This is a genomic window from Streptomyces sp. NPDC005878 (assembly GCF_040629815.1).
Taxonomy (GTDB): domain Bacteria; phylum Actinomycetota; class Actinomycetes; order Streptomycetales; family Streptomycetaceae; genus Streptomyces.
Window position 1 is genome coordinate 58,661 of record NZ_JBEXWK010000003.1, and the last position, 22,388, is coordinate 81,048.

General features: G+C 71.3%; 18 protein-coding genes and 1 riboswitch. Of the genes, 12 read left to right on the forward strand and 6 right to left on the reverse strand.

Annotated features, from left to right (window positions below):
- Positions 1–68 precede the first annotated feature (68 nt).
- From ABZ404_RS06570 to def, 6 genes are all read left to right on the forward strand, one after another.
- On the forward strand, positions 69–878 hold the full coding sequence (locus tag ABZ404_RS06570) for a sigma-70 family RNA polymerase sigma factor (protein WP_358832389.1): 810 nt from the start codon (positions 69–71) through the stop codon (positions 876–878).
- Positions 875–1,168, forward strand: coding sequence for a mycothiol system anti-sigma-R factor (gene rsrA / locus ABZ404_RS06575; protein WP_358832388.1), 294 nt, complete (start codon positions 875–877; stop codon positions 1,166–1,168). Before ABZ404_RS06570 ends, rsrA begins: the two co-directional genes overlap by 4 nt.
- Positions 1,169–1,431: 263 nt before the next feature.
- Complete coding sequence (locus ABZ404_RS06580; RefSeq protein ID WP_358832387.1) at positions 1,432–2,814, forward strand: HD-GYP domain-containing protein; 1,383 nt, start codon at positions 1,432–1,434, stop codon at positions 2,812–2,814.
- Positions 2,811–4,118, forward strand: coding sequence for an HD domain-containing protein (locus tag ABZ404_RS06585; protein WP_358832414.1), 1,308 nt, complete (start codon positions 2,811–2,813; stop codon positions 4,116–4,118). Before ABZ404_RS06580 ends, ABZ404_RS06585 begins: the two co-directional genes overlap by 4 nt.
- Positions 4,119–4,231: 113 nt before the next feature.
- Positions 4,232–5,221, forward strand: a complete 990-nt coding sequence (locus ABZ404_RS06590; RefSeq protein ID WP_358832386.1) for a hypothetical protein — start codon at positions 4,232–4,234, stop codon at positions 5,219–5,221.
- Positions 5,222–5,280: 59 nt separating this feature from the next.
- The gene (def, locus tag ABZ404_RS06595; protein WP_358832385.1) at positions 5,281–5,913 is read left to right on the forward strand and encodes a peptide deformylase; all 633 of its coding nucleotides are present in this window, start codon (positions 5,281–5,283) and stop codon (positions 5,911–5,913) included.
- 66 nt (positions 5,914–5,979) lie between these two features.
- Here the strand turns inward: def and ABZ404_RS06600 are convergent, their stop codons facing one another.
- From ABZ404_RS06600 to ABZ404_RS06620, 5 genes are all read right to left on the reverse strand, one after another.
- Entirely contained in the window at positions 5,980–6,993 is a 1,014-nt protein-coding gene (locus ABZ404_RS06600) for a ribonucleotide-diphosphate reductase subunit beta (protein WP_358832384.1), read from the reverse strand.
- Positions 6,993–9,371: a ribonucleoside-diphosphate reductase subunit alpha gene (locus tag ABZ404_RS06605; protein WP_358832383.1), complete on the reverse strand. Its 2,379-nt coding sequence runs from the start codon at positions 9,369–9,371 to the stop codon at positions 6,993–6,995. Before ABZ404_RS06605 ends, ABZ404_RS06600 begins: the two co-directional genes overlap by 1 nt.
- A 129-nt stretch (positions 9,372–9,500) precedes the next feature.
- A riboswitch (cobalamin riboswitch) is annotated at positions 9,501–9,641 on the reverse strand.
- Positions 9,642–9,874: 233 nt separating this feature from the next.
- Positions 9,875–11,506, reverse strand: coding sequence for a monocarboxylate uptake permease MctP (mctP, locus tag ABZ404_RS06610; protein ID WP_358832382.1), 1,632 nt, complete (start codon positions 11,504–11,506; stop codon positions 9,875–9,877).
- Positions 11,503–11,757 (reverse strand): DUF3311 domain-containing protein, encoded by a 255-nt coding sequence (locus tag ABZ404_RS06615; RefSeq protein ID WP_358832381.1) that lies wholly within the window; start codon positions 11,755–11,757, stop codon positions 11,503–11,505. The genes mctP and ABZ404_RS06615 overlap by 4 nt, the downstream gene beginning before the upstream one ends.
- 130 nt (positions 11,758–11,887) lie before the next feature.
- Complete coding sequence (locus tag ABZ404_RS06620; RefSeq protein ID WP_358832380.1) at positions 11,888–12,652, reverse strand: GntR family transcriptional regulator; 765 nt, start codon at positions 12,650–12,652, stop codon at positions 11,888–11,890.
- Between the two features lie 283 nt (positions 12,653–12,935).
- Between ABZ404_RS06620 and ABZ404_RS06625 the strand changes: the two genes are divergently transcribed.
- From ABZ404_RS06625 to ABZ404_RS06640, 4 genes are all read left to right on the forward strand, one after another.
- Positions 12,936–14,219, forward strand: a complete 1,284-nt coding sequence (locus tag ABZ404_RS06625; RefSeq protein ID WP_358832379.1) for an extracellular solute-binding protein — start codon at positions 12,936–12,938, stop codon at positions 14,217–14,219.
- Between the two features lie 81 nt (positions 14,220–14,300).
- Positions 14,301–15,296 carry a sugar ABC transporter permease gene (locus tag ABZ404_RS06630; protein WP_358832378.1) on the forward strand — a complete coding sequence of 332 codons (996 nt, stop codon included), beginning with the start codon at positions 14,301–14,303 and terminating at the stop codon, positions 15,294–15,296.
- Between the two features lie 4 nt (positions 15,297–15,300).
- Positions 15,301–16,158 (forward strand): carbohydrate ABC transporter permease, encoded by an 858-nt coding sequence (locus ABZ404_RS06635; protein WP_358832377.1) that lies wholly within the window; start codon positions 15,301–15,303, stop codon positions 16,156–16,158.
- 9 nt (positions 16,159–16,167) lie between these two features.
- Complete coding sequence (locus tag ABZ404_RS06640) at positions 16,168–17,859, forward strand: glycoside hydrolase family 3 protein (RefSeq protein WP_358832376.1); 1,692 nt, start codon at positions 16,168–16,170, stop codon at positions 17,857–17,859.
- 532 nt (positions 17,860–18,391) lie between these two features.
- Here the strand turns inward: ABZ404_RS06640 and nagB are convergent.
- Positions 18,392–19,177: a glucosamine-6-phosphate deaminase gene (gene nagB / locus ABZ404_RS06645; protein ID WP_358833050.1), complete on the reverse strand. Its 786-nt coding sequence runs from the start codon at positions 19,175–19,177 to the stop codon at positions 18,392–18,394.
- Between the two features lie 204 nt (positions 19,178–19,381).
- Between nagB and ABZ404_RS06650 the strand changes: the two genes are divergently transcribed.
- Together ABZ404_RS06650 and ABZ404_RS06655 are read left to right on the forward strand one after the other, a co-directional pair.
- Positions 19,382–20,455 carry an SIS domain-containing protein gene (locus tag ABZ404_RS06650; RefSeq protein ID WP_358833051.1) on the forward strand — a complete coding sequence of 358 codons (1,074 nt, stop codon included), beginning with the start codon at positions 19,382–19,384 and terminating at the stop codon, positions 20,453–20,455.
- Between the two features lie 330 nt (positions 20,456–20,785).
- Positions 20,786–22,252 carry a PAS domain-containing sensor histidine kinase gene (locus tag ABZ404_RS06655; RefSeq protein ID WP_358833079.1) on the forward strand — a complete coding sequence of 489 codons (1,467 nt, stop codon included), beginning with the start codon at positions 20,786–20,788 and terminating at the stop codon, positions 22,250–22,252.
- Positions 22,253–22,388: the final 136 nt, after the last annotated feature.

The window sequence follows — 22,388 nt, forward strand, 5'->3', positions numbered from 1 at the left end:
CCGGCCCGCTGTTGTGACGGACGTAAACATCCGCAGGGCCGTTATTTCGTGGACAGGGAGTCCGTCGCATGGGTTCGACCATCTGCCCCAGCCGCTCACGCGCCGCTGACCTGGACTGGACGGTGCTGTCGGCGCCCAAGACCGCTCCTATTGGAGCGGCGGCCGGACCGGATCGTCGTCTATTCTCCGATTCGAGCGGGTCCGGTTTCGGACTCGTCACACCGTTCGAGGAGGTGGGTCCGGTCACAGGGACCGACGACGGCCACGTGGAAGAGTCGACCGCCGAGCGCAACGCGCGCTTCGAGCGGGATGCCCTCGGCTACCTCGACCAGATGTACTCGGCCGCGCTGCGCATGACGCGCAACCCCGCGGACGCCGAGGACCTGGTGCAGGAGACCTACGCCAAGGCATACGGCTCCTTCCACCAGTTCCGGGAGGGGACGAACCTCAAGGCTTGGCTCTACCGGATTCTCACCAACACCTTCATCAACTCGTACCGGAAGAAGCAGCGCGAACCCCAGCGCAGCGCCGCCGAGGAGATCGAGGACTGGCAGCTCGCGCGCGCGGAGTCGCACATGTCGACCGGACTGCGGTCGGCCGAGTCGCAGGCGCTGGACCACCTGCCCGACTCCGACGTGAAGGAAGCCCTCCAGGCGATCCCCGAGGAGTTCCGCATCGCCGTCTATCTGGCGGACGTGGAGGGCTTTGCGTACAAGGAGATCGCGGACATCATGGGTACACCCATCGGTACGGTGATGTCCCGGCTGCACCGGGGCCGCCGCCAACTGCGCGGAATGCTGGAGGACTACGCCCGTGACCGCGGGCTCGTCCCGGCCGGCGCCGGCGAGTCGGACGAAGCGAAAGGCTCGGGCTCATGAGCTGCGGAGAGCCGCACGAGACGGACTGCTCTGAGGTCCTGGACCATCTCTACGAGTTCCTCGACCACGAGATGCCCGACAGCGACTGCAACAAGTTCGAGGTGCACTTCGAGGAGTGCTCCCCGTGCCTGGAGAAGTACGGCCTCGAACAGGCCGTGAAGAAGCTGGTGAAGCGGTGCTGCGGGTCCGACGACGTCCCCGCCGACCTGCGCTCCAAGGTCATGGGCCGGATCGACCTGATCCGCTCCGGCCAGGCCGTGCCGGACCAGGACATCGTCACCGAAGGCTGAACCGGGAGCCGAACCGGGGCCGAACCGGGAAGCGTCCCCGGTTCCCTCGCGTTCCCCGGGCGAAGAAGGGCCGCTGCCACGGGCGCGGCCCTTTTTCCGTGCCGCGAGGTCCCGCGAGATCTCGTCCCACGAGATCCTTTCCGCACGCCTGTCACCCGAAGGTGCTAATCCACCGGGACCTGAACGGTTCAATCCGACAATGCGCCTACCCGCCGTCCCGCGCGGGCCTATCCTCCCGATCCGGAGCAGGAGGGAGGCGCGCCATGGACCGACCGCGGTGGCGGACCCTGCCCTGGGGGGCGCGTGCCGTTCTTCTGGGCGCGGTGGCGGGCGCGGGGGCGTGCGCCCTGCCCGTGGTGCGCGCGGATGTCCCCTGGGGCGCGCTGGGCCTGCTCGCCGGGCTGTACGCGCTGTGCGAATGGCCCGCGCGCTGCCCCTTCCGCGCGGGGCGCCTCACCGTCCCGACCGCCTCCGGCTGCTTCTTCCCCGTGCTGCTCGCCGCCGCGTTCCTGCTGCCGCCCGCCGCGGCCGCGCTGGCCGCCGTCCCCGGCGCGCTCCTCACCAGGGCCGAACAGGAGCCGCGCTCCCTGCGCCGCCTGTGGCGCGCCGCCCAGCTGGCGCTCGCCGTGGGCGCCGCCGCCGAGGCGCACGCACGGCTCGGCGGACGCGCCCTGCTCGGCGGCACCCCGGCCGCCCCGGCCCCCGACTTCCCGTACGTCCTGCTGCCCGCCGGGGCCGCCGCCCTGGTCTTCTGCGCGGTCCTGGCCGCCCTCGACGGGCTGATCCTGTGGACCGCCGAGCGGCTGCCCGCCCGGACCGCCTGGCGCGGGCTGCTGCTGCGCTCCCTGGGCCCGTACTGCGTCCACGGCCTCGCCGGGCTGATGATGGCGGTGCTCTGGCGCAGCCCGTACGGACCGCCCGCCGCCCTGCTGGTGCTGCTCCCGATGTACGTCTCCTGCTGGGTCTTCGCGCAGTACCACCGCGAGCACGCCGCCCACCAGGCCACCATCCGCGCCCTGGTGCAGGCCGTCGACATCAAGGACACCTACACGCGCGGCCACAGCGAGCGCGTCGGACTCGCCTCGGTGCTCATCGCCCGCGAGCTCGGCATGGACGAGAGCCGCCTGGAGGTGCTGCGGTTCGCCGGGATCCTGCACGACGTGGGCAAGCTGGGCGTGCCCACCCGGCTGCTGCGCAAGGACGGGCCGCTCACCCCGCAGGAGCGCGCGGTGATCGAGCTGCACCCCGAGTACGGGCACGAGATGGTGCGCGGGATCGGCTTCCTCGGGGAGGCGCGCGCCGCGATCCTGCACCACCACGAACGGCTCGACGGCAGCGGCTACCCCTACGGCCTCGCCGGACCGCAGATCCCCGAGTTCGCCCGGGTGGTCGCCGTCGCCGACGCCTTCGACGCGATGACCTCGACGCGCTCCTACAGCCGTGCCCGGCCGGTGCGGACGGCGGTCGAGGAACTCCAGCGGTGCGCCGGACGCCAGTTCGACCCGGCGATGGTGCGGGCCCTGGTGCGCGCCCTCGACCGGCACGGCTGGCACCCCGCGGTGACCGCGGACGAGCCGGACCGGGGCGCGGGAGGGGCGCGCGGAAACGTCTCGGCGTGCGACTCCGCCCCGGCCGGGCGCCCATGAGCCCGGGGCCGGCGCCCACGAGCCCGGCGCGGGCGCGCGCGGTGCCCTCCACCGTCGCCGGGGTGTACGGGGCCGCCGCGGCTCTTACCGCATGGGCGCTGGCCGCCACCTTCTGGTCCGGGGTCGAGGAACCGGGGGTCGCGCTCGCCTTCGGGGCCCTGGTCGCCGTCGGGGAGCTGGCCCGCTGGGGGGACGGGACGGACGGGGCCGACGGGGACACCGTCCGCGAGTGCGCGCCGCTGGGCTCGGCGGGCGCCCTCGCGTACGCCCTGCTCGGCCGGAACGCCGGGCACGCCACCCACCACGGCGTCCTTCAGGCCGTCGCCGTGGTGCTCGCCGCCGCCCTGGTCGGCGCGGTGCCGCACGTGGCGCTCGGCCGCGGCCCGAGCCTGGACCAGATGGCCCGGCGGGTGCTGACCGTCGCCTTCGCCGCCGCCTGCTTCCAGCCGCTGTACAACTCGGGCGCGCTGGAGCTGTGGGTCGGGCACGGCCCGTCCTACGCGCTCTTCCTGCTGCTCGTCCTGGTGCTCACCGCCCTGTGCGACGCGGTCCTCGCCGCCGCGCTGCTGCGGGCCCGCACCTCCTTCCCGTACGGCCCGCTGCTCCGCGACGAGCTGCGGGCGCTGCTCGGCGTCGGCTCGGCGGTCTGCGCCACCGGCGCCGTCATCGCCCTCGCGGTCGCCGTGGCGGGGCTGTGGGCGCTGCCGGTGTTCTGTGTGCCGCTGCTCCTGACCCAGCTGGCGTTCCGGCGGTACGCGGCGGTGCGCACCACCTACCGGCAGACCATCACCTCGCTCGCCCGCGCCACCGAGATCGCCGGCTACACCCAGCCCGGCCACGCCCGCCGGGTCGCGGTGCTCAGCCGGGCCGTCGGCCGCGAGCTGGGGCTGAGCGAGTCCGAGCTGACCGTCCTGGAGTACGCGGCGCTGATGCACGACATCGGCCAGCTCTCCCTGGTCGACCCGGTGCCCGCCGGGGCGACCGCGCCGCTGCCCGCCGCCGAACAGCGCCGGATAGCGCTGCTCGGCGGGGCCGTGGTGCGCCAGACCGGGGTGCCCGCCGAGGTCGCGGTGATCGTGGAGCGGCAGGCGGACCCCTACCGCGAGCAGCCGCTGCCCGCGAGGATCGTGCGCGCGGTCAACGCCTACGACGACCTCGCGGGCTCTCCCGGCGGCCCGGGCAGCTCCCTGAGCGCCCTGGAGCAGCTGCGGCTGGGCACCGGACGGGACTATCAGCCCGAGGTCGTCGAATCCCTCGCACGCGTCCTGGCCAGGGGCTGTCTGACCCTGGCGGCACCTGGGTAACCCAGGAGTAATGAGCGGCCTTCCGGCCGGGCATGGTTGGATGCGAAAGAACCCAGAAAACTGGGAGACCGAAGACCGGCTCGGAGGCAGGTCGGTCTGGGCAGGCGGGAATCGTGAGGATCTTCGGCAAGGGACGGCACCGGCCCTCCGCCTCGTGGCGGCAGGCCACGGACCGTGCGTTCACGCTGATCGGCGACGGCAGGTACGAGGACGCCGGCGCGCTGCTGACGCGCGCCGCGGACCTGGAACCGTGGCTCTCCGAGTCCTGGTTCAACCTGGCGCTGCTCCACAAGTTCCGGCACGACTGGGAGCAGGCGCGGGCCGCAGGCCTGCGGGCCGTGGCGCTGCTGGACAAGGAGACGGGCGCCCCCGACTGGTGGAACGTCGGGATCGCCGCCACGGCGCTCCAGGACTGGCCGCTGGCGCGGCGGGCCTGGCAGGCGTACGGACTGAAGGTGCGCGGCTACCAGGAGAGCGCCACCGGCACCGGTGAGCCGCTCGGAATGGAGCTGGGCAGCGCGGCCGTACGGCTCTCGCCCGAGGGCGAGGCCGAGGTGGTGTGGGGGCGCAGGCTGGACCCGGCGCGGATCGAGGTCCTGTCGATCCCGCTGCCGTCCTCCGGGCGGCGCTGGGGCGAGGTGGTCCTGCACGACGGGGTGCCGCACGGCGAGCGCACGGTCGCGGCCGGGCCCTCCTTCCCCGTCTTCGACGAGATCGAGCTGTGGGCGCCCTCGCCGGTGCCCACCTGGGTGGTGCTCCTGGAGGCCGCCACCGAGGCCGACCGGGACGCCCTGGAGCGCCTCGCGGCCGACGCGGGCTTCGCCGCCGAGGACTGGTCGTCGTCGGTGCGGCTGCTGTGCCGGGCCTGCTCGGAGTCGACGATGCCCAGCGACGAGGGCGACGGCGAGCACCTGGACCCGCACGACCACAGCGAGCCGGGCCACCCGGGCCCGCTGGGCCACCGCACGGCCGGCGACCTGTGGGTGCCCGAGCGCGAGTGCGGGATCGCGGCGCCGCCCGGACTGGTGCGCGGACTGCTCGACGGCTGGGTCGCGGACAGCCCCGACAGCCGCGAGTGGCGGGATCTGGAGGAAGTCTGCTGACCGCCCCCGTAGGCTGTACGGGTTCGGAATCGGGTTTTTGAGGAAGGCGTACGGCGGACATGTCGCAGCAGGAGACGGACCAGCAGGTCGGACACGACGGGTTCGTCGTCGACACGGAGGACTGCGAGGAGCGCGAGCAGGCGTACCGCGCCCGGGGCACGTCCCGGCCCATCACGGTCGTCGGCAACCCGGTGCTGCACAAGGAGTGCAAGGACGTCACCGCGTTCGACGACGAGCTCGCCGCGCTGATCGACGACATGTTCGCCAGCCAGCGCACCGCCGAGGGCGTGGGCCTGGCCGCCAACCAGATCGGCGTGGACCTGAAGGTCTTCGTCTACGACTGCATGGACGACGAGGGCGTGCGCCACGTCGGCGTCGTGTGCAACCCGGTCCTGGAGGAGCTCCCCGCCGACCGCCGGGTCCTGGACGAGTCCAACGAGGGCTGCCTCTCGGTCCCGACCGCCTACGCGGAGCTGGCCCGCCCCGACTACGCGGTGGTCCGCGGCCAGGACGCCCAGGGCAACCCGATCCGGGTGCGTGGCACCGGCTACTTCGCCCGCTGCCTCCAGCACGAGACGGACCACCTCTACGGCTACCTGTACATCGACCGCCTCTCCAAGCGCGACCGCAAGGACGCGCTGCGGCAGATGGCGGAGAACACCCCGCGCTACGAGGTCGTCCCGAACGACTAGCCGTTCGTACGTACAGCGAAGGGCCCCGCACCACGGACGGTGCGGGGCCCTTCGCCGTATCCGGACCTAGAACTCCTCGTCGAAGCCCACCGAGCCCTCGACCGCCACCTGGTAGGCGGACGGGCGGCGCTCGAAGAAGTTCGTGAGCTCCTGGACGCCCTGGAGCTCCATGAACGAGAACGGGTTGGCGGAGCCGTACACCGGCGCGAAGCCCAGGCGCGTCAGCCGCTGGTCGGCGACGCACTGGAGGTACTCGCGCATCGACTCGGTGTTCATGCCCGGCAGACCCTCGCCGCACAGGTCGCGCCCGAACTGGAGCTCCGCCTCGACGGCCTCCTTGATCATGTCGGTGACCTGCTGCTGGAGCGCGTCGTCGAAGAGCTCCGGCTCCTCCTTGCGGACGGTGTCCACGACCTCGAACGCGAAGTTCATGTGCATCGTCTCGTCACGGAACACCCAGTTGGTGCCGGTGGCGAGGCCGTGCAGCAGACCGCGCGAGCGGAACCAGTACACGTACGCGAAGGCTCCGTAGAAGAACAGGCCCTCGATGCACGCCGCGAAGCAGATCAGGTTCAGCAGGAAGCGGCGGCGGTCGGCCCGGTTCTCCAGACGCTCCAGCTTCTCGACCTCGTTGATCCACTTGAAGCAGAACTGGGCCTTCTCGCGGATGGAGGGGATGTTCTCCACCGCGTCGAACGCCGCCGCGCGGTCGTCCGGGTCGGGCAGATAGGTGTCGAGCAGCGTCAGATAGAACTGGACGTGCACGGCCTCCTCGAAGAGCTGGCGGCTCAGGTACAGCCGCGCCTCGGGGGAGTTGATGTGCTTGTACAGCGTCAGGACCAGGTTGTTCGCCACGATCGAGTCGCCCGTGGCGAAGAACGCCACCAGCCGGCCGATCATGTGCTGCTCGCCCGGCGAGAGCTTGGCGAGGTCGGCGACGTCGGAGTGGAGGTCGACCTCCTCCACCGTCCAGGTGTTCTTGATCGCGTCCCGGTAGCGCTCGTAGAAGTCTGGGTAGCGCATCGGACGCAGGGTCAGCTCGAAGCCCGGGTCGAGCAGGTTCTTCTCGGTGGAGCTCATTACTGGCAGGCCTCGCAGGACTCGGGGTTCTCAAGGGAGCAGGCGACCGCGTCGGCGTCGGGGGCGGCCTGCTGGACGGGGATGGGGGCGCTGGCCTGCGCGGCGCGGGCGATGCGCGTGGCCGGGCGCGAGCGCAGGTAGTACGTCGTCTTCAGCCCCTGCTTCCAGGCGTACGCGTACATCGACGACAGTTTGCCGATGGTGGGCGTCTCCAGGAACAGGTTCAGCGACTGCGACTGGTCCAGGAACGGGGTGCGGGCCGCGGCCATGTCGATCAGGCCGCGCTGCGGGATCTCCCACGCCGTGCGGTAGAGCGCGCGCACGTCGGCGGGGATCCAGCTGAAGTCCTGGACCGAGCCGCTCGCCTCGCGCAGCGCCTCGCGGGACTGCGCGTCCCACACGCCGAGCCGCTTCAGGTCCTCCACGAGGTAGCCGTTGACCTGGAGGAACTCACCCGAGAGCGTCTCGCGCTTGAAGAGGTTGGAGACCTGCGGCTCGATGCACTCGTACACACCGGCGATGGAGGCGATGGTCGCGGTCGGGGCGATCGCGAGGAGCAGCGAGTTGCGCATGCCCACCGCGGCGATCCGCTCGCGCAGCGCCGCCCAGCGCTCCGGCCAGTTCAGCTCGACGTCGTAGTGGTCGGGGTGCAGCACACCGCGGGCCGTCCGGGTCTTCTCCCAGGCCGGCAGCGGGCCCGAGCGCTCGGCGAGGTCGCAGGACGCCTCGTACGCCGTGAGCATGATCCGCTCGGCGAGCTTCGTCGACAGGGCCTTGGCCTCGGGGGAGTCGAAGGGCAGGCGCAGCTTGAAGAAGACGTCCTGGAGGCCCATCGCGCCCAGGCCCACCGGACGCCACTTGGCGTTGGAGCGGCCGGCCTGCTCGGTCGGGTAGAAGTTGATGTCGACGACGCGGTCGAGGAAGGTCACGGCGGTGCGGACGGTCTCGTCCAGCCGCTCCCAGTCGATCTCGCCGGAAGCCAGCACGAAGGCGCCGAGGTTGACCGAGCCGAGGTTGCAGACGGCCGTCTCGCCGTCGTCGGTGACCTCCAGGATCTCGGTGCAGAGGTTGGAGGAGTGGACCGTGTGGCCGGGCTCCGCCGTCTGGTTGGCGGTGCGGTTGGAGGCGTCCTTGAAGGTCATCCAGCCGTTGCCGGTCTGCGCAAGGGTGCGCATCATCCGGCCGTACAGGTCCCGCGCCGGCATCGTCTTCTGGGCCAGACCCGCGGCCTCGGCCCTGCGGTAGGCGGCGTCGAACTCCTCGCCCCACAGGTCGACCAGCTCGGGCACGTCGGCGGGGGAGAACAGCGACCAGGTGCCGTCCGCGTCCACCCGGCGCATGAACTCGTCCGGGATCCAGTGCGCCAGGTTCAGGTTGTGCGTGCGCCGGGCGTCCTCACCGGTGTTGTCGCGCAGCTCCAGGAACTCCTCGATGTCGGAGTGCCAGGTCTCCAGGTAGACCGCCGCCGCGCCCTTGCGCCGGCCGCCCTGGTTGACCGCCGCCACCGAGGCGTCCAGCGTCTTCAGGAACGGCACGATGCCGTTGGAGTGGCCGTTGGTGCCCCGGATGAGCGAGCCGCGCGAGCGGATGCGGGAGTACGACAGGCCGATGCCGCCGGCGTGCTTGGAGAGCCGCGCCACCTGGTGGTAACGGTCGTAGATCGAGTCCAGCTCGTCCAGCGGGGAGTCCAGCAGGTAGCAGCTGGACATCTGCGGGTGGCGGGTGCCGGAGTTGAAGAGCGTGGGGGAGGACGGCAGGTAGTCGAGCCGGCTCATCAGCCGGTACAGCGAGGCGACCTCGTCCAGCGCGCGCACCGAGTCGTCCTCGGCCAGGCCCGCCGCGACCCGGAGCATGAAGTACTGCGGGGTCTCGATGACCTGGCGGGTGATCGGATGGCGCAGCAGGTAGCGCGAGTAGAGCGTGCGCAGGCCGAAGTAGCCGAAGCGGTCGTCGGCGCCGTCCGCGAGGGAGGCCTGGACCAGCGCGTCGAGCCGGGCCGCGTGCAGCCGCACGAAGTCGGCGGTGCGGTCCGCGATCAGCCCCTCGCGGTGGCCGACCTCGACCGACTCGGAGAACGAGACCGAGCCCTGGCCCGCGGCCTCCTCGGCGATCGTGAGCGTCAGCAGCCGGGCGGCGAGGCGGGAGTACGCCGGGTCCTCGGAGATCAGACCCGCGGCGGCCTCGGTGGCGAGCCCACGCAGCTCCGCCTCGTCCGAGCGCGCGTTGCGGCCGCGCAGCGCGGCGGCGGCGACACGGCCGGGGTCGGTGTCCGGCAGGTCGGCGGTGAGGTCGGTCAGGGTCCGCAGCAGGGCGGTCCCGGGGGCATCGACCGACTCCTCGGCGATCGCTGAAGCGGGATCCGCAGGGGCGATGGTCACGTGGGGGCACTCCTCGCTCGGCACGGGGCCTCGGGGAAGTGCGCGGGCACACGGACACACCCCCTCGGGGGTACGCCGCGTCCACTGCCCATTCCGCGAGGCCCGGACGTCTCGGCGCCCGGACCGGACGGTCAGGGCGGGCTGTTCGGCAGGTCCTCGGACTGAACAAGTACGCAAACGCGTACGAGTACACCGTTGCGGGACAGTTCCGGATTTGCACCGGATTCCCCTGCGGCGACAGCGAGCACGAGCATACATCTTGTGCCGGGCGGTCGTGGCGCCCCCACATGTTGTGTCGCATCCGTACCGGAGTGTGTGTGCTGGGTAGTTGCTTCACCGCGGGCCGGTGGGGGCCTGTCACGCGGTTCCCCGCGCCCCCGAGGGGGCTGCGGATGCCGTAGGCCGGAACCGCGAGGCGGTCGTGGGCATTCCCCGGGGCATTTCCCGGAGCCACGAAAACGGGCCGCCGGGCTTCCCCGGCGGCCCGTCCCACGGTGGTCGGCTCAGTGCGCCGAGCCCGCCGTCGCCGGGGGCAGTTCGACCTCCACGCCCGGGTCGCCCGCGTCCGCCGTGTAGTCCCGCGGGGATGTCTCGTCGACCCCGTCGGGGGCCTTCACGGCCCGCAGGACGAGCGTGAGGACGACGGTGACGGCGACGTTGAAGACGAACGCGGTGAGGCCGATGTAGCCGATCTCACCGATGCCGGGGATGTTCTTGGAGCTGCCGCCGAAGTGCTTCTGGGTGGGGGAGGCGACCCCGTACGCGGCGAGCGTGCCGTACGCCATGCCGGCCGCCCAGCCCGCGAGCAGCGCCCAGCGGTGGAACCAGCGCGTGAACAGACCGCCCACCAGGGCGGGGAAGGTCTGGAGGATCCAGATGCCGCCGAGCAGCTGGAAGTTGATCGCGACCGTCTTGTCCATGGTCAGGACGAAGACCAGCGCGCCCACCTTCACCAGGAGCGAGACGATCTTGGAGACCTGCGCCTCCTGCTTGGGCGTGGCGTCCGGCTTGATGAAGTCCCGGTAGATGTTGCGGGTGAACAGGTTCGCGGCCGCGATCGACATGATGGCCGCGGGGACGAGCGCACCGATGCCGATCGCCGCGAAGGCCACGCCCGCGAACCAGTCCGGGAACATGTCCTCGAAGAGCTGCGGGATGGCCAGCTGGCCGTTCTTGACCTTGACCCCGGCGGCGATCGCCATGAAGCCGAGCAGCGCGAGCAGGCCCAGCATCAGCGAGTACAGCGGCAGGATCGTGGTGTTGCGGCGGATGACCTCGCGGCTGCGCGAGGAGAGGGTCGCCGTGATGGAGTGCGGGTACATGAACAGCGCGAGCGCCGAGCCGAGGGCGAGCGTGGCGTAGGTCCACTGGCCCGCGTCGCCGGGCACCAGCGCGCCGGTGGGCTTGCCGGCCGCGTTGGGCGTCTCGAACTTGTGCCGGGCCGCCGCGAAGATGTCGTCGAAGCCGCCGAGCTTGATCGGGATGTAGATGATCGCCACCAGGATGACGATGTAGATCAGCGTGTCCTTCACGAACGCGATCAGCGCGGGGGCGCGCAGCCCCGAGGAGTAGGTGTACGCGGCGAGCACCGCGAACGCGATCAGCAGCGGCAGGTCCTTGACGAACCAGTTGCCCGAGCCGCCGATGCCCATCACGTCGAGCACCGCCTGGATGCCGACGAGCTGGAGCGCGATGTACGGCATCGTGGCGAGGATGCCGGTGACCGCGACCGCGAGCGAGAGGCCCTTGGAGCCGAACCGGCCGCGGACGAAGTCCGAGGTCGTCACGTAGCCGTGCTTGTGCGAGACCGACCAGAGCCGCGGCAGGAAGGTGAAGATCAGCGGATAGACGAGGATCGTGTACGGCACCGCGAAGAACCCGGCCGCGCCCGCCGCGTACACGGCCGCCGGGACCGCGACGAAGGTGTACGCCGTGTAGAGGTCGCCGCCGAGCAGGAACCAGGTGACCCAGGTCCCGAAGGAGCGGCCGCCCAGGCCCCATTCGTCGAGGCTGTGCTCGTTCTCGGCGCGGCGCCAGCGGGCGGCCATGAAGCCGACGACCGTGACGGCGAGGAAGAAGAAGATGAAGACGCCGAGCGCGACGCCGTTCACCCCGTCCTTGGCTGCGAGCGTCACTTGCCCTCACCCGCCTTGCGGCCGTGCTGGTCGCGCTGCCACAGCTTGTACGCGAGCATCGTGAGCGCGGTCGAGATGACCACCCACAGCATCTGGTACCAGTAGAAGAAGGGGATCCCGGCCAGGGCCGGGTCGGCCTTCGCGTACGAACCGACCCACAGCATCGCCACGAAGGGCGCGATCAGGCAGAGCGCGATGACCACGCGCACCGGCGTGATCACCGCTCTCGGCGTTTGCGTTGTTTCCGGCATGGTGGCTCCGTCCCCTCGCTGTGCTCACCTGATGCAATGCGCACGAAATCTAGGGGACGGAATCCCGCCATGGAAGCCCTGTACCGGATACCGGACGTCATCCGGCGACCGGTTCAGCCCGTCGGCCGCCTCAGTCCGTCGGCCGCTTCAGCCTCGCCACGAACTTGTAGCGGTCGCCGCGGTAGACCGAGCGCACCCACTCCACCGGCTCGCCGTCGCCGTCCAGGGAGTGCCGGGAGAGCATCAGCATCGGCAGGCCCACGTCCGTGCCGAGCAGTCCGGCCTCGCGGGGGGTGGCCAGCGACGTCTCGATGGTCTCCTCGGCCTCGGCGAGCCGCACCCCGTACACCTCGTTGAGGGCGGTGTAGAGAGAGGTGTACTTGACGAGCGAGCGGCGCAGCGCGGGGAAGCGCTTGGCCGACAGGTGCGTGGTCTCGATCGCCATCGGCTCGCCGCTCGCCAGCCGCAGCCGCTCGATGCGCAGCACCCTGCCGCCCGCGGCGATGTCGAGCAGCCCGGCGAGCGTGTCGTCGGCCGTCACATAGCCGATGTCCAGGAGCTGCGAGGTGGGCTCCAGGCCCTGGGCGCGCATGTCCTCCGTGTACGACGTCAGTTGCAGGGCCTGGGAGACCTTGGGCTTGGCGACGAACGTCCCCTTGCCCTGGATGCGCTCCAGGCGCCCCTCGACCACCAGCTCCTGGAGGGCCTGGCGCACGGTGGTGCGGGAGGTGTCGAACTCGGCGGCCAGGGTGCGCTCGGGCGGCACCGGGGTCCCCGGCGGCAGGGTCTCCGTCATGTCGAGCAGGTGCCGCTTGAGGCGGTAGTACTTGGGCACGCGAGCGGTCCGGGCGCCGGGGCCCGCCTCTGTCTCCGTACCGCTCCCGTCGGTGGCCATGGCCCGCCTTCCCGAGTGCTGCGCTGCTGCCGTCACCGGCTCCTCCGTCTGTCGCGGCTCACATGGTGGCACGGACCGGTCACGGGTCGTCGCCCTCCCTCAGGTGTCGGTCCGATAACGGACGCGACAGCCCTTCTTATACACCCTTGACACCCCTAAAGGTCTAGGCCAAGCTCCGGGTACTGGTCTAAACCATTAAAGACCAGGTCCCAGCCCCACAGGCAGTACACGTCGTATGGCTTCGCGGTGGGCGGGGGGTTGCAGCATCCCTGAGGAGGGTGGCGTGAAGCGCAAGCTCATCGCGGCGATCGGCGTCGCGGGCATGTTGGTCAGCATCGCGGCGTGCGGCGACGACGACAAGAAGGACGACGGCGCCAAGGGCGGCGACGCCAAGTCGCTGACGGTCTGGCTGACGGTCGACGCGCAGAAGAACTGGCCCGACCTGGTCAAGGCGGCCGACGACGCGATCGTGGCCAAGCACCCCGGTCTGAAGATCAACCACGAGTACTACGGCTGGCCGGACAAGAACGCCAAGCTCGACGCCGTGCTCGCCACCGACAAGGCCCCCGACGTGGTCGAGATGGGCAACACCGAGATGCTCGCCTACTCGGTCAAGGGCGCCTTCGCGGAGATCGACCCGTCGAAGTTCGACAACTCCTCGGCCTGGCTCGACGGCCTCAAGGCCTCGGTCACCTACGACGGCAAGACCTACGGCGTCCCCTACTACGCCGGTGGCCGCACCGCCACCTGGCGCAAGGACATCGCCACCGAGGCCGGCGTCACCGCCGCCCCGAAGACGTACACCGAGCTGACCGCCGACCTGGACAAGATCCAGGCGAAGAAGGGCGACAAGTTCAGCGCCTGGTACCAGCCGAGCCGCGACTGGTACGCGGCCATGTCGTACGTGTACGACGCCGGCGGCTCCATCGCCAAGGAGGACGGCGGCCAGTTCAAGGCGAACCTGTCCTCGCCGGAGTCCCTCAAGGGCCTGAACGAGTACAAGAACATCCTCGGCAAGTACATGCACGGCGACAAGACGAAGGACGAGGCCGACCGCCCGATCGTCTACGGCCAGGGCAAGTCCGCGCTGATCTTCAGCGCCGCGTGGGAGGGCGGCAGCGCCGCGCTCCCCGAGAACGACAAGGTCGGCAAGCTCGCCGACAAGCTGGAGTCCTTCGTGATGCCCGGCCCGTCCGGCAAGGCCATGCCGGTCTTCCTCGGCGGCTCCGACCTCGCGGTCCCGGTCAAGTCCAAGGCGCAGGCGCTCGCCGCCGAGTGGATCAACGCGTTCACCGGCACCCAGGGCCAGAAGGGCCTGATCGCCAAGCAGAACCTGCCCAACAACAAGACGGCCCTCGCCCCGCTGAAGTCGGACCCGAAGACGGCCGTCCCGGCCACCGCGGCCGAGTCCAGCTGGTTCGTGCCCATGGCGCCGGGCTGGGGCCAGGTCGAGAAGGCCAAGGTCCTCCAGGACATGCTCCAGGCCATCGGTACCGGCAAGAAGTCGGTCGAGCAGGCCGCGAAGGACGCGGACGCCGCGATCGACAAGGTCATCAACACCAAGTGACCTGTGGGCGAGGGCCCCGTCGGAAGAGCGACGGGGCCCTCGCCCGGCCAGTGCCGAAAGAGGGACCGCTAGGAGCGCGCGATGAGTGCCGCAGAGACAACCACCGCCAAGGTGCCGCCGGCGCGGCGCGACCCACTACCGGGTGGGGGACCCGGAAAGCCGAAGAGGCCGGTCAGCAGACGCGGAGCGGGACAGGCGGCGGTGCCCTGGGCGCTGCTCGCCCCGTGCCTCCTGGCCCTCGCCCTGGTCCTCGGCTATCCGCTGGTACGCCTGGTCACCCTGTCGTTCCAGAAGTTCGGCCAGCCGCAGCTGTGGGGCTTCAAGGACCCGGAGTCGGTCGGCTTCGACAACTTCACCAAGGTCCTCGGCGACAGCGAGTTCTGGACCGTCGTCGTGCGGACCGTGCTGTTCGCCTTCACCGCGGTCGTCCTGACCATGGTGCTGGGCATGCTGATCGCCCTGCTGCTCCAGCGGGTCTCCGGCTGGGTCAAGACCCTGGTCAACATCGCCCTGGTGGCGAGCTGGGGCATGCCGATCGTCGTCGCCATCACCATCTTCAAGTGGATGTTCGACAGTGACTTCGGCGTACTGAACTGGCTGCTCAGCCAGGTGCCCGGGGTCGACATGATCGGCCACAACTGGTTCGCCAGCGGCACCCAGGGCCTCGCCGTGATCATGCTGCTCGTGGTCTGGGGGGCGGTGCCGTTCGTGGTCATCACCCTCAGCGCGGGCCTCACCCAGGTCCCCAAGGAGCTGGAGGAGGCCGCCCGGCTGGACGGCGCGGGCTCCTGGGGCGTGTTCCGGCACGTCACGCTGCCGATCCTCAAGCCCATCATCGTGATGCTGGCGACCCTGTCGGTCATCTGGGACATGGGGGTGTTCCCGCAGGTCTTCGTGATGCGCGGCAACCACCCCGAGCCGGAGTTCCAGTTGCTCACCACGTACTCGTACGACAAGGCGTTCGTGGTCAACGACTACTCGCAGGGCTCGGCGATCGCGCTGCTGACCGTTCTGCTGCTGCTCGGTGTGATCGCCGTGTACATGCGGCAGATGCTGAAGATCGGAGAGGTGGAGTAACAACATGGCTGCCTCCAACGCGCAGGCGCTCGCCCGCCCCCGCAAGAAGAAGTCCAAGCTCGGCTGGAACCTGCTCGGGCTGCTGGTCTTCGCCACCGCCGGCTTCCCGGTCTACTGGATGCTCAACACCGCGCTCAAGCCCGCCAAGGAAGCGATCGACCCGGACCCGCACTTCTTCCCCCGGACGCTCACCACCGAGAACTTCCGCCGGGCGCTGGACATCGGGGACTTCTGGGGTGCGATCGGCCGCTCGCTGATCGTCTCCGTCGTGGTCGTGGTGATCGGTATCGCGGTCGGCCTGCTGGCGGCGCTCGCCATCTCGCGGTTCGCGTTCCGGGGCCGGAAGATCGTGATCATCGGCATCCTGGCGGTCCAGATGGTCCCGCTGGTCGCGATGATCATCCCGGTCTTCCTGCTCCTCAACGACCTGGGCCAGTACGACAAGCTGTCCGGCCTGATCCTCACCTATCTGACCTTCATCCTCCCCTTCACGGTCTGGACGCTGCGCGGCTTCATCGTCAACGTCCCCAAGGAGCTGGAGGAGGCGGCGATGGTCGACGGGTGCAGCCGCACCGGCGCGTTCGTCCGCGTGGTCTTCCCGCTGCTGGCGCCCGGCATGGTGGCCACCTCGGTTTACGGCTTCATCCAGGCGTGGAACGAATACCTCTACGCCCTCATGCTGATGAGCCAGAACCACCAGACCGCCACCGTGTGGCTGTCGAACTTCACTACCCAGCACGGCACCGAGTTCGCCCCCATGATGGCCGGCTCCACCATGATGGCCGTCCCCATCGTGGCTCTCTTCCTCCTCGTCCAGCGCAAGATGGCCGCGGGTCTGACGGCCGGCGCAGTGAAGGGATAACGCCGCCCCATGACGACGATCGCACGCACCACCGACACACTCACGCGCGACGCCCTCACCGTCCTCCAGCCCGGCTTCGTCGGCACCACCGCCCCCGACTGGCTGCTGCGCCGGATCGGCGAAGGCCTCACCTCGGTGGGTCTGTTCGGCCGCAACATCGCCACGGCCGGACAACTGGCCGCCCTGACGTCCCAGTTGCGGTCCGAGCGGGACGACGTCCTGGTGGCCATCGACGAGGAGGGCGGCGACGTCACCCGTCTGGAGGTCCGTACGGGCTCGTCCTTCCCCGGCAACCTGGCGCTCGGGTCGGTCGACGACACGGACCTGACCCGGGCGGTGGCGCACGAGCTGGGCCGCCGACTGGCGGCCTGCGGGGTGGACCTCAACTGGGCCCCCTCCGCCGACGTCAACTCCAATCCGGGCAATCCGGTCATCGGAGTACGGTCGTTCGGCGCCGACCCGCACCTGGTGGCGCGGCACACCGCGGCGTACATCGAGGGGCTCCAGTCCGCCGGGGTCGCCGCCTGCACCAAGCACTTCCCCGGCCACGGGGACACGGCGGTCGACTCGCACCACGCGTTGCCGCGCATCGACGTGGACCTCGACACCCTGCACGCCCGTGAGCTGGTGCCGTTCCGCGCGGCGATCGCCGCGGGTTCCAAGTCGGTCATGAGTGCGCATATCCTGCTTCCCGCGCTCGACCCCACCCGGCCGGCGACGCTGAGCCCGCGTGTCCTGACCGGACTGCTGCGCGAGGAACTCGGCTACGACGGGCTGATCGTCACCGACGCCGTGGAGATGCAGGCCATCGCCTCGACGTACGGGATCGAGCGCGGCTCGGTCCTCGCGATCGCGGCCGGTGCCGACGCGCTGTGCGTCGGCGGCGGTCTGGCGGACGAGGACACCGTGCTGCGGCTGCGCGACGCCCTGGTCGCGGCGGTACGCGACGGGGAACTGCCCGAGTCACGCCTGGCCGACGCGGCCGAGCGGGTACGCGCGCTCGCGTCCTGGACGCGGCGGGCCAGGGGGGATGTGGCGGGGCCGGGCGCGGAGATCCAGGAGGGGACCGCGCCCGGCACCGCCATGGGTTCCGACGGGGGCGCCGCTTCCGGCTTCGGCTCGGGCATCGGCTCCGGAGCCGGCTTGGGCTCGGGCGCCGCTTCCGACACCGGCTTCGGCTCGGGCACCGACTCCGGCTCTGGGTCCGGCATCGGTACCGGCTCCGGCTCTGGCCCTGGTCCTGGTCCCGGCGCCGACATCGGGCTTGTCGCGGCGCGGCGTGCGCTGCGGGTCACCGGGGGCGCCCTGCCGCTGGCCGCGCCGCCCCATGTGGCCGCCTTCACCCCGGTCGCGAACATCGCGGTCGGGGACGAGACGCCGTGGGGGCTGGCTGCCGAGCTCGTGGCGCTGCTGCCGGGGACGTCGACGGGCACCTACGGCCCGTCCGTGGACCCGTCCTCGGTGCTGGCCGCGGCCGGGTCCCGCCGGATCGTGGCGGTCGTCCGGGACGAGCACCGGCATCCTTGGATGGGGGCGACCCTGGACGCGCTGCTGTCGGCGCGGCCGGACACGGTGGTGGTGGAGATGGGGGTGCCGCAGGCTGCTGTGCGGGGGGCGGTGCATATCGCTACGCACGGGGCGGCGAGGGTGTGCGGCCGGGCGGCGGCAGAGGTTTTGTCCCCCGCCCCGCCCCTCCCCTGAACCCCTCCGGCGGGGAGCCTTCCGAGCCGGGGGTTCGTCTGCGGGCCGGTGGGTGGCTGGTCGCGCAGTTCCCCGCGCCCCTTCAGGGCCCGGACTTCGGCTGTCGGTCGTGGGTGGCCGAGCGCGCAGTTCCCCGCGCCCCTAGGCACTCAGGGGCGCGGGGAACGGCGCGACCAGCCACCCACAGCCTGCGGACGAAAGCGGGTTTAGGGGCGCGGGGAACTGCGCGACCAGCCCTCCACGGTCCGCAGGCGAAAACGGGGGCAGGGGCGCGGGGAACTGCGCGACCAGCCCTCCACGGCCTGCGGACGAAAGCGGGTTTAGGGGCGCGGGGAACGGCGCGACCAGCCACCCACAGCCTGCGGACGAAAGCGGGTTCAGGGGCGCGGGGAACGGCGCGAGCAACCCTCCACGGTCCGCAGGCGAAAACGGGGGCAGGGGCGCGGGGAACTGCGCGGGCAGACCCGCTCGGCCGCCCGTCGGCGGGGACGGGGGCCGGGGGTGCGCGTACCCCCGGGGGGTGCGGTAGGGGCTACAAGCCCTGCCAAGTCGGCTTGTTCGCGTACGTGTGGCGGAAATAGTCCGCCAGCTTCAACTTCGACGCAGCCCCCTCATCCACCACCACCGTCGCATGCGGATGCAACTGAAGCGCCGACGCCGGCACCACGGCCGCCACCGGCCCCTCCACGGTCTGGGCCACCGCCTCCGCCTTGCCCTCGCCCGTGGCGAGCAGCACCAGGTGGCGCGCCTCCAGGATCGTGCCGATGCCCTGGGTGATGACGTGGTGCGGCACCTGCTCGATGTCGTCGTCGAAGAAGCGCGCGTTGTCCACCCGCGTCTGCTCCGTCAGCGTCTTGATCCGGGTGCGGGAGGCGATGGACGAGCAGGGCTCGTTGAAGCCGATGTGCCCGTCGGTGCCGATGCCGAGGATCTGGAGGTCCACGCCTCCGGCCGCCACCAGCGCCCGGTCGTAGGCGTCGCACGCGGCCTGGACGTCCGCCGCCGAGCCGTCCGGCCCGATGAACGAGTCCGGGCCGAGCCCGAGCGGCTCCACGACCTGGCGGATCACGGTTGCCCGGTAGGACTCGGGGTGCCCGGCCGGCAGCCCGACGTACTCGTCGAGCTGGCACACCCGCGCCCGCGAGACATCCACTTCGCCCGCCGCGACCTTCGCCGTCAGCGCGTCGTAGATGGGCAGCGGGGTCGAGCCGGTGGCCACGCCGAGCAGGGCGTCGGGCTTGCGGCGCCACAGCGCCGCGATGGTTTCCGCGATGAGCTCGCCGCCCGCCTTGGCGTCCGGGACGATGACAACTTCCACGTGGGCCTGCCGATCTGGAGAGGACGTAACTGACCAGGGTGGTATAGACCAATCTAGCAGAGCGGGCGCCGCTCCCGCTGGCGGTCGGTCGACCATGCGCCGGCCCAGCGGGCGCCGCCTCCGCTGGCGGTCGCACCGTCCGCCATGGTCGACTTGAGAGATTGCGGCACCGCGTACAGAGACCGCCCCTGGGAGGCATTCCGTATGGCGTCGACACAGACCGGAGCACCCCACAGCGAGCAGCCCGGCCGGATCATGCGCGGGGAGATGGCCGAGCAGCCGGCCGTCCTGCGGCGCATCCTCGCCGAGGGCGCCCCGCGCATCCGCGAGGTGGCCGTCGCGATCGCCGCCCGCGCCCCCCGCTTCGTCCTGCTGACCGCCCGCGGCACCTCCGACAACGCCGCCCTGTACGCCAAGTACCTGCTGGAGATCCGGCTCGGGATGCCGTGCGGGCTCACGTCGATGTCCACGACCACCGCGTACGGCGCCAGCCCCGACCTCAGCGACGTACTCGTCATCACCGTCAGCCAGTCCGGCGGCTCTCCCGACCTCGTCGACTCCACCCGGGCCGCCCGCCGCGCGGGCGCGATCACCCTGGCCGTCACCAACAACGCCGACTCACCGCTCGCCGCCGTCTCCGAGTACCACATCGACATCCTGGCGGGGCCGGAGAAGGCGCTGCCCGCGACCAAGACGTACACCGCCTCGCTGCTCGCCCTCTACCTCTTCGTGGAGGGGCTGCGCGGCGGCGACGTCTCGGCGGCCGAGGCGCTGCCCGGGCTCGCGGACCGGGTCCTGGCGCGCCAGAGCGAGGTGCGCCGGCTCGCCTCGCGCTACCGCTTCGCCGAGCGCATGGTCATCACCTCGCGCGGCTACGGCTACCCCACGGCCAAGGAGGCCGCCCTCAAGCTGATGGAGACCAGCTACATCCCGGCCCTGGCGTACTCCGGAGCCGATCTGCTGCACGGCCCGCTCGCCATGGTCGACAACATCTCGCCGGTGATCGCGGTGGTCACCGACGGCCGGGGCGGCCAGGCGCTCCAGCCGGTGCTCGACCGGCTGCGCGGCCGGGGCGCCGACCTCTTCGTGGTCGGCCCCCAGCCGCAGGTGGAGGCGGCCTCGGCCGGGTTCGTGCTGCCGGTCGAGGGCGTCCCCGAGGAGCTCCAGCCGGTCCTGGAGATCCTTCCGCTGCAACTCCTCGCGTACGAGGTGACCATCGCCCGCGGCCAGGACCCCGACGCCCCGCGCGCCCTGGCGAAGGTGACCGAGACCCGCTGACCGTCCGCGAAGAGGGCCGAGGAGTGGAACGGGCTAGGCGTAACGGCCCGCGCATGGCAGGCTCTACCCGCCTGGAGCAGGGCCGGCAAACGGATGGACAGCGATGAATGGTCTAGTCCACAATGGCCCAGCAGGCCCCCGGCCTCCCCGCACAGGAGGCCGGACCGAGGAACCCGGCGCTCTCTGCCCTGACAGCGCCGAGGACCTCCCGTAAGGCCGAGGGGCACCGCACACCCGTCGGCCGGCAGTTCCGGGCTGCGGTGCCGGACGGGCCGAGGGTCCCGCCCCGGCGCCGTAGCCCGCGCGGGTACCCTCGCTGACGTGCCCTCCATGAACGACCTCGTACGTCAGCACACCGCTCTCAGTGAATCCGACCTGGAGTGGCTCCATCTGCTGGTCTCGGAGTGGCAGCTGCTCTCCGACCTCTCCTTCGCCGACCTCGTGCTGTGGGTGCCCACCCTGGACGGCACCCGGTACGTCTCCGTGGCGCAGATGCGGCCCAACACCGGGCCCACCTCCTACCAGGACGACATGGTCGGCCACCTCGTCCCGCGCGGCCGGCGCCCGCTGCTCGACGCGGCCCTCGACGAGGGCCGGATCGTGCGCGAGGGCGACCCGGAGTGGCGCGAGGAGGTGCCGGTGCGGGTGGAGTCCATCCCCGTACGCCGCGAGGGCCGCGTGCTCGGGGTGATCGCCCGCAACACCAACCTGCTCACTGTGCGTACACCTTCGCGTCTGGAGCTCACCTACCTCCAGTCCGCCTCCGACCTCGCCCAGATGATCGCCGCCGGGTCCTTCCCCTTCCCCGGGCAGCAGGTCGACATGGACGCCTCCCCGCGCGCCGGGGACGGGCTGATCCGGCTGGACGCGGACGGCATCGTCCAGTACGCCTCGCCCAACGCGCTCTCCGCGTACCACCGCCTGGGGCTCGCCTCCGACCTGGTCGGCCAGCACCTGGGCGAGCTCACCGCTCAACTCGCCCCCTCGCGCGGCCCGGTGGACGAGGCCATCGCCAAGCTGGCCAGCGGGTACGCCCCGCGCGAGACCGAGGTGGAGGGCAGCGGCGGGGTCATCCAGCTGCGCGCCATCCCGCTCAAGCCCAAGGGCACCCGGATCGGTTCGCTGGTGCTGCTGCGGGACGTGACGGAACTGCGCCGCCGCGAGCGCGAGTTGATCACCAAGGACGCCACCATCCGGGAGATCCACCACCGGGTGAAGAACAACCTCCAGACGGTGGCGGCCCTGCTGCGCCTCCAGGCCCGGCGGATCGACTCCGCCCAGGGGCGCGAGGCGCTGAACGAGGCGGTACGGCGGGTCGGCTCCATCGCGATCGTGCACGAGACGCTCTCGCAGAACCTGGACGAGCGCGTCGAGTTCGACGAGATCGCCGACCGGGTGCTCGCGATGGTGGCGGAGATCTCTCCGGGCAAGGTCGCCTGCCGCCGGACGGGCCGCTTCGGCATCCTGGACGCCGAGGTCGCCACCCCGCTCGCCATGGTCCTCACCGAGATCCTCCAGAACGCCCTGGAACACGCCTTCGCCCAGGGGGAGCAGGGCACGGTGGAGGTCGCGGCGGTGCGCGGCGGCACCCGCGAGGACGCCCGGCTGCTGATCACCGTGCGCGACGACGGCCGGGGCCTGCCCGAGGGCTTCGACCCCCAGACGGCCGGGAACCTCGGCCTCCAGATCGTCCGCACCCTGGTCGAGGGCGAGCTCGGCGGATCGTTCGACATGGTGGCGGCGCCGGAGCGGGGCACCCAGGTGGTGCTCGACGTGCCGGTCCGGGCCGACAAGTAAGGCGCGGCCCGCGCCGTACAGAGCAGCGAGCCCCGGACCGCGAACGGTCCGGGGCTCGGATGCTGTGGGTTACTTCTGCTGCGCGCTGCGGCTCGGGGGGCGGTAAGTGCGTACTCGCTGTACGCGCCGCGCGGGC

Coding starts and splice junctions, on each gene's coding strand:
- ABZ404_RS06600 (WP_358832384.1), bottom strand. CDS start 6,993: ATGAGCTCCACCGAGAAGAACCTGCTCGACCCGGGCTTCGAGCTGACC.
- ABZ404_RS06620 (WP_358832380.1), bottom strand. CDS start 12,652: ATGGCCACCGACGGGAGCGGTACGGAGACAGAGGCGGGCCCCGGCGCC.
- ABZ404_RS06630 (WP_358832378.1), top strand. CDS start 14,301: ATGAGTGCCGCAGAGACAACCACCGCCAAGGTGCCGCCGGCGCGGCGC.
- ABZ404_RS06640 (WP_358832376.1), top strand. CDS start 16,168: ATGACGACGATCGCACGCACCACCGACACACTCACGCGCGACGCCCTC.
- ABZ404_RS06585 (WP_358832414.1), top strand. CDS start 2,811: ATGAGCCCGGGGCCGGCGCCCACGAGCCCGGCGCGGGCGCGCGCGGTG.
- ABZ404_RS06580 (WP_358832387.1), top strand. CDS start 1,432: ATGGACCGACCGCGGTGGCGGACCCTGCCCTGGGGGGCGCGTGCCGTT.
- def (WP_358832385.1), top strand. CDS start 5,281: ATGTCGCAGCAGGAGACGGACCAGCAGGTCGGACACGACGGGTTCGTC.
- ABZ404_RS06570 (WP_358832389.1), top strand. CDS start 69: ATGGGTTCGACCATCTGCCCCAGCCGCTCACGCGCCGCTGACCTGGAC.
- ABZ404_RS06635 (WP_358832377.1), top strand. CDS start 15,301: ATGGCTGCCTCCAACGCGCAGGCGCTCGCCCGCCCCCGCAAGAAGAAG.
- ABZ404_RS06615 (WP_358832381.1), bottom strand. CDS start 11,757: ATGCCGGAAACAACGCAAACGCCGAGAGCGGTGATCACGCCGGTGCGC.
- rsrA (WP_358832388.1), top strand. CDS start 875: ATGAGCTGCGGAGAGCCGCACGAGACGGACTGCTCTGAGGTCCTGGAC.
- ABZ404_RS06650 (WP_358833051.1), top strand. CDS start 19,382: ATGGCGTCGACACAGACCGGAGCACCCCACAGCGAGCAGCCCGGCCGG.
- ABZ404_RS06655 (WP_358833079.1), top strand. CDS start 20,786: ATGAACGACCTCGTACGTCAGCACACCGCTCTCAGTGAATCCGACCTG.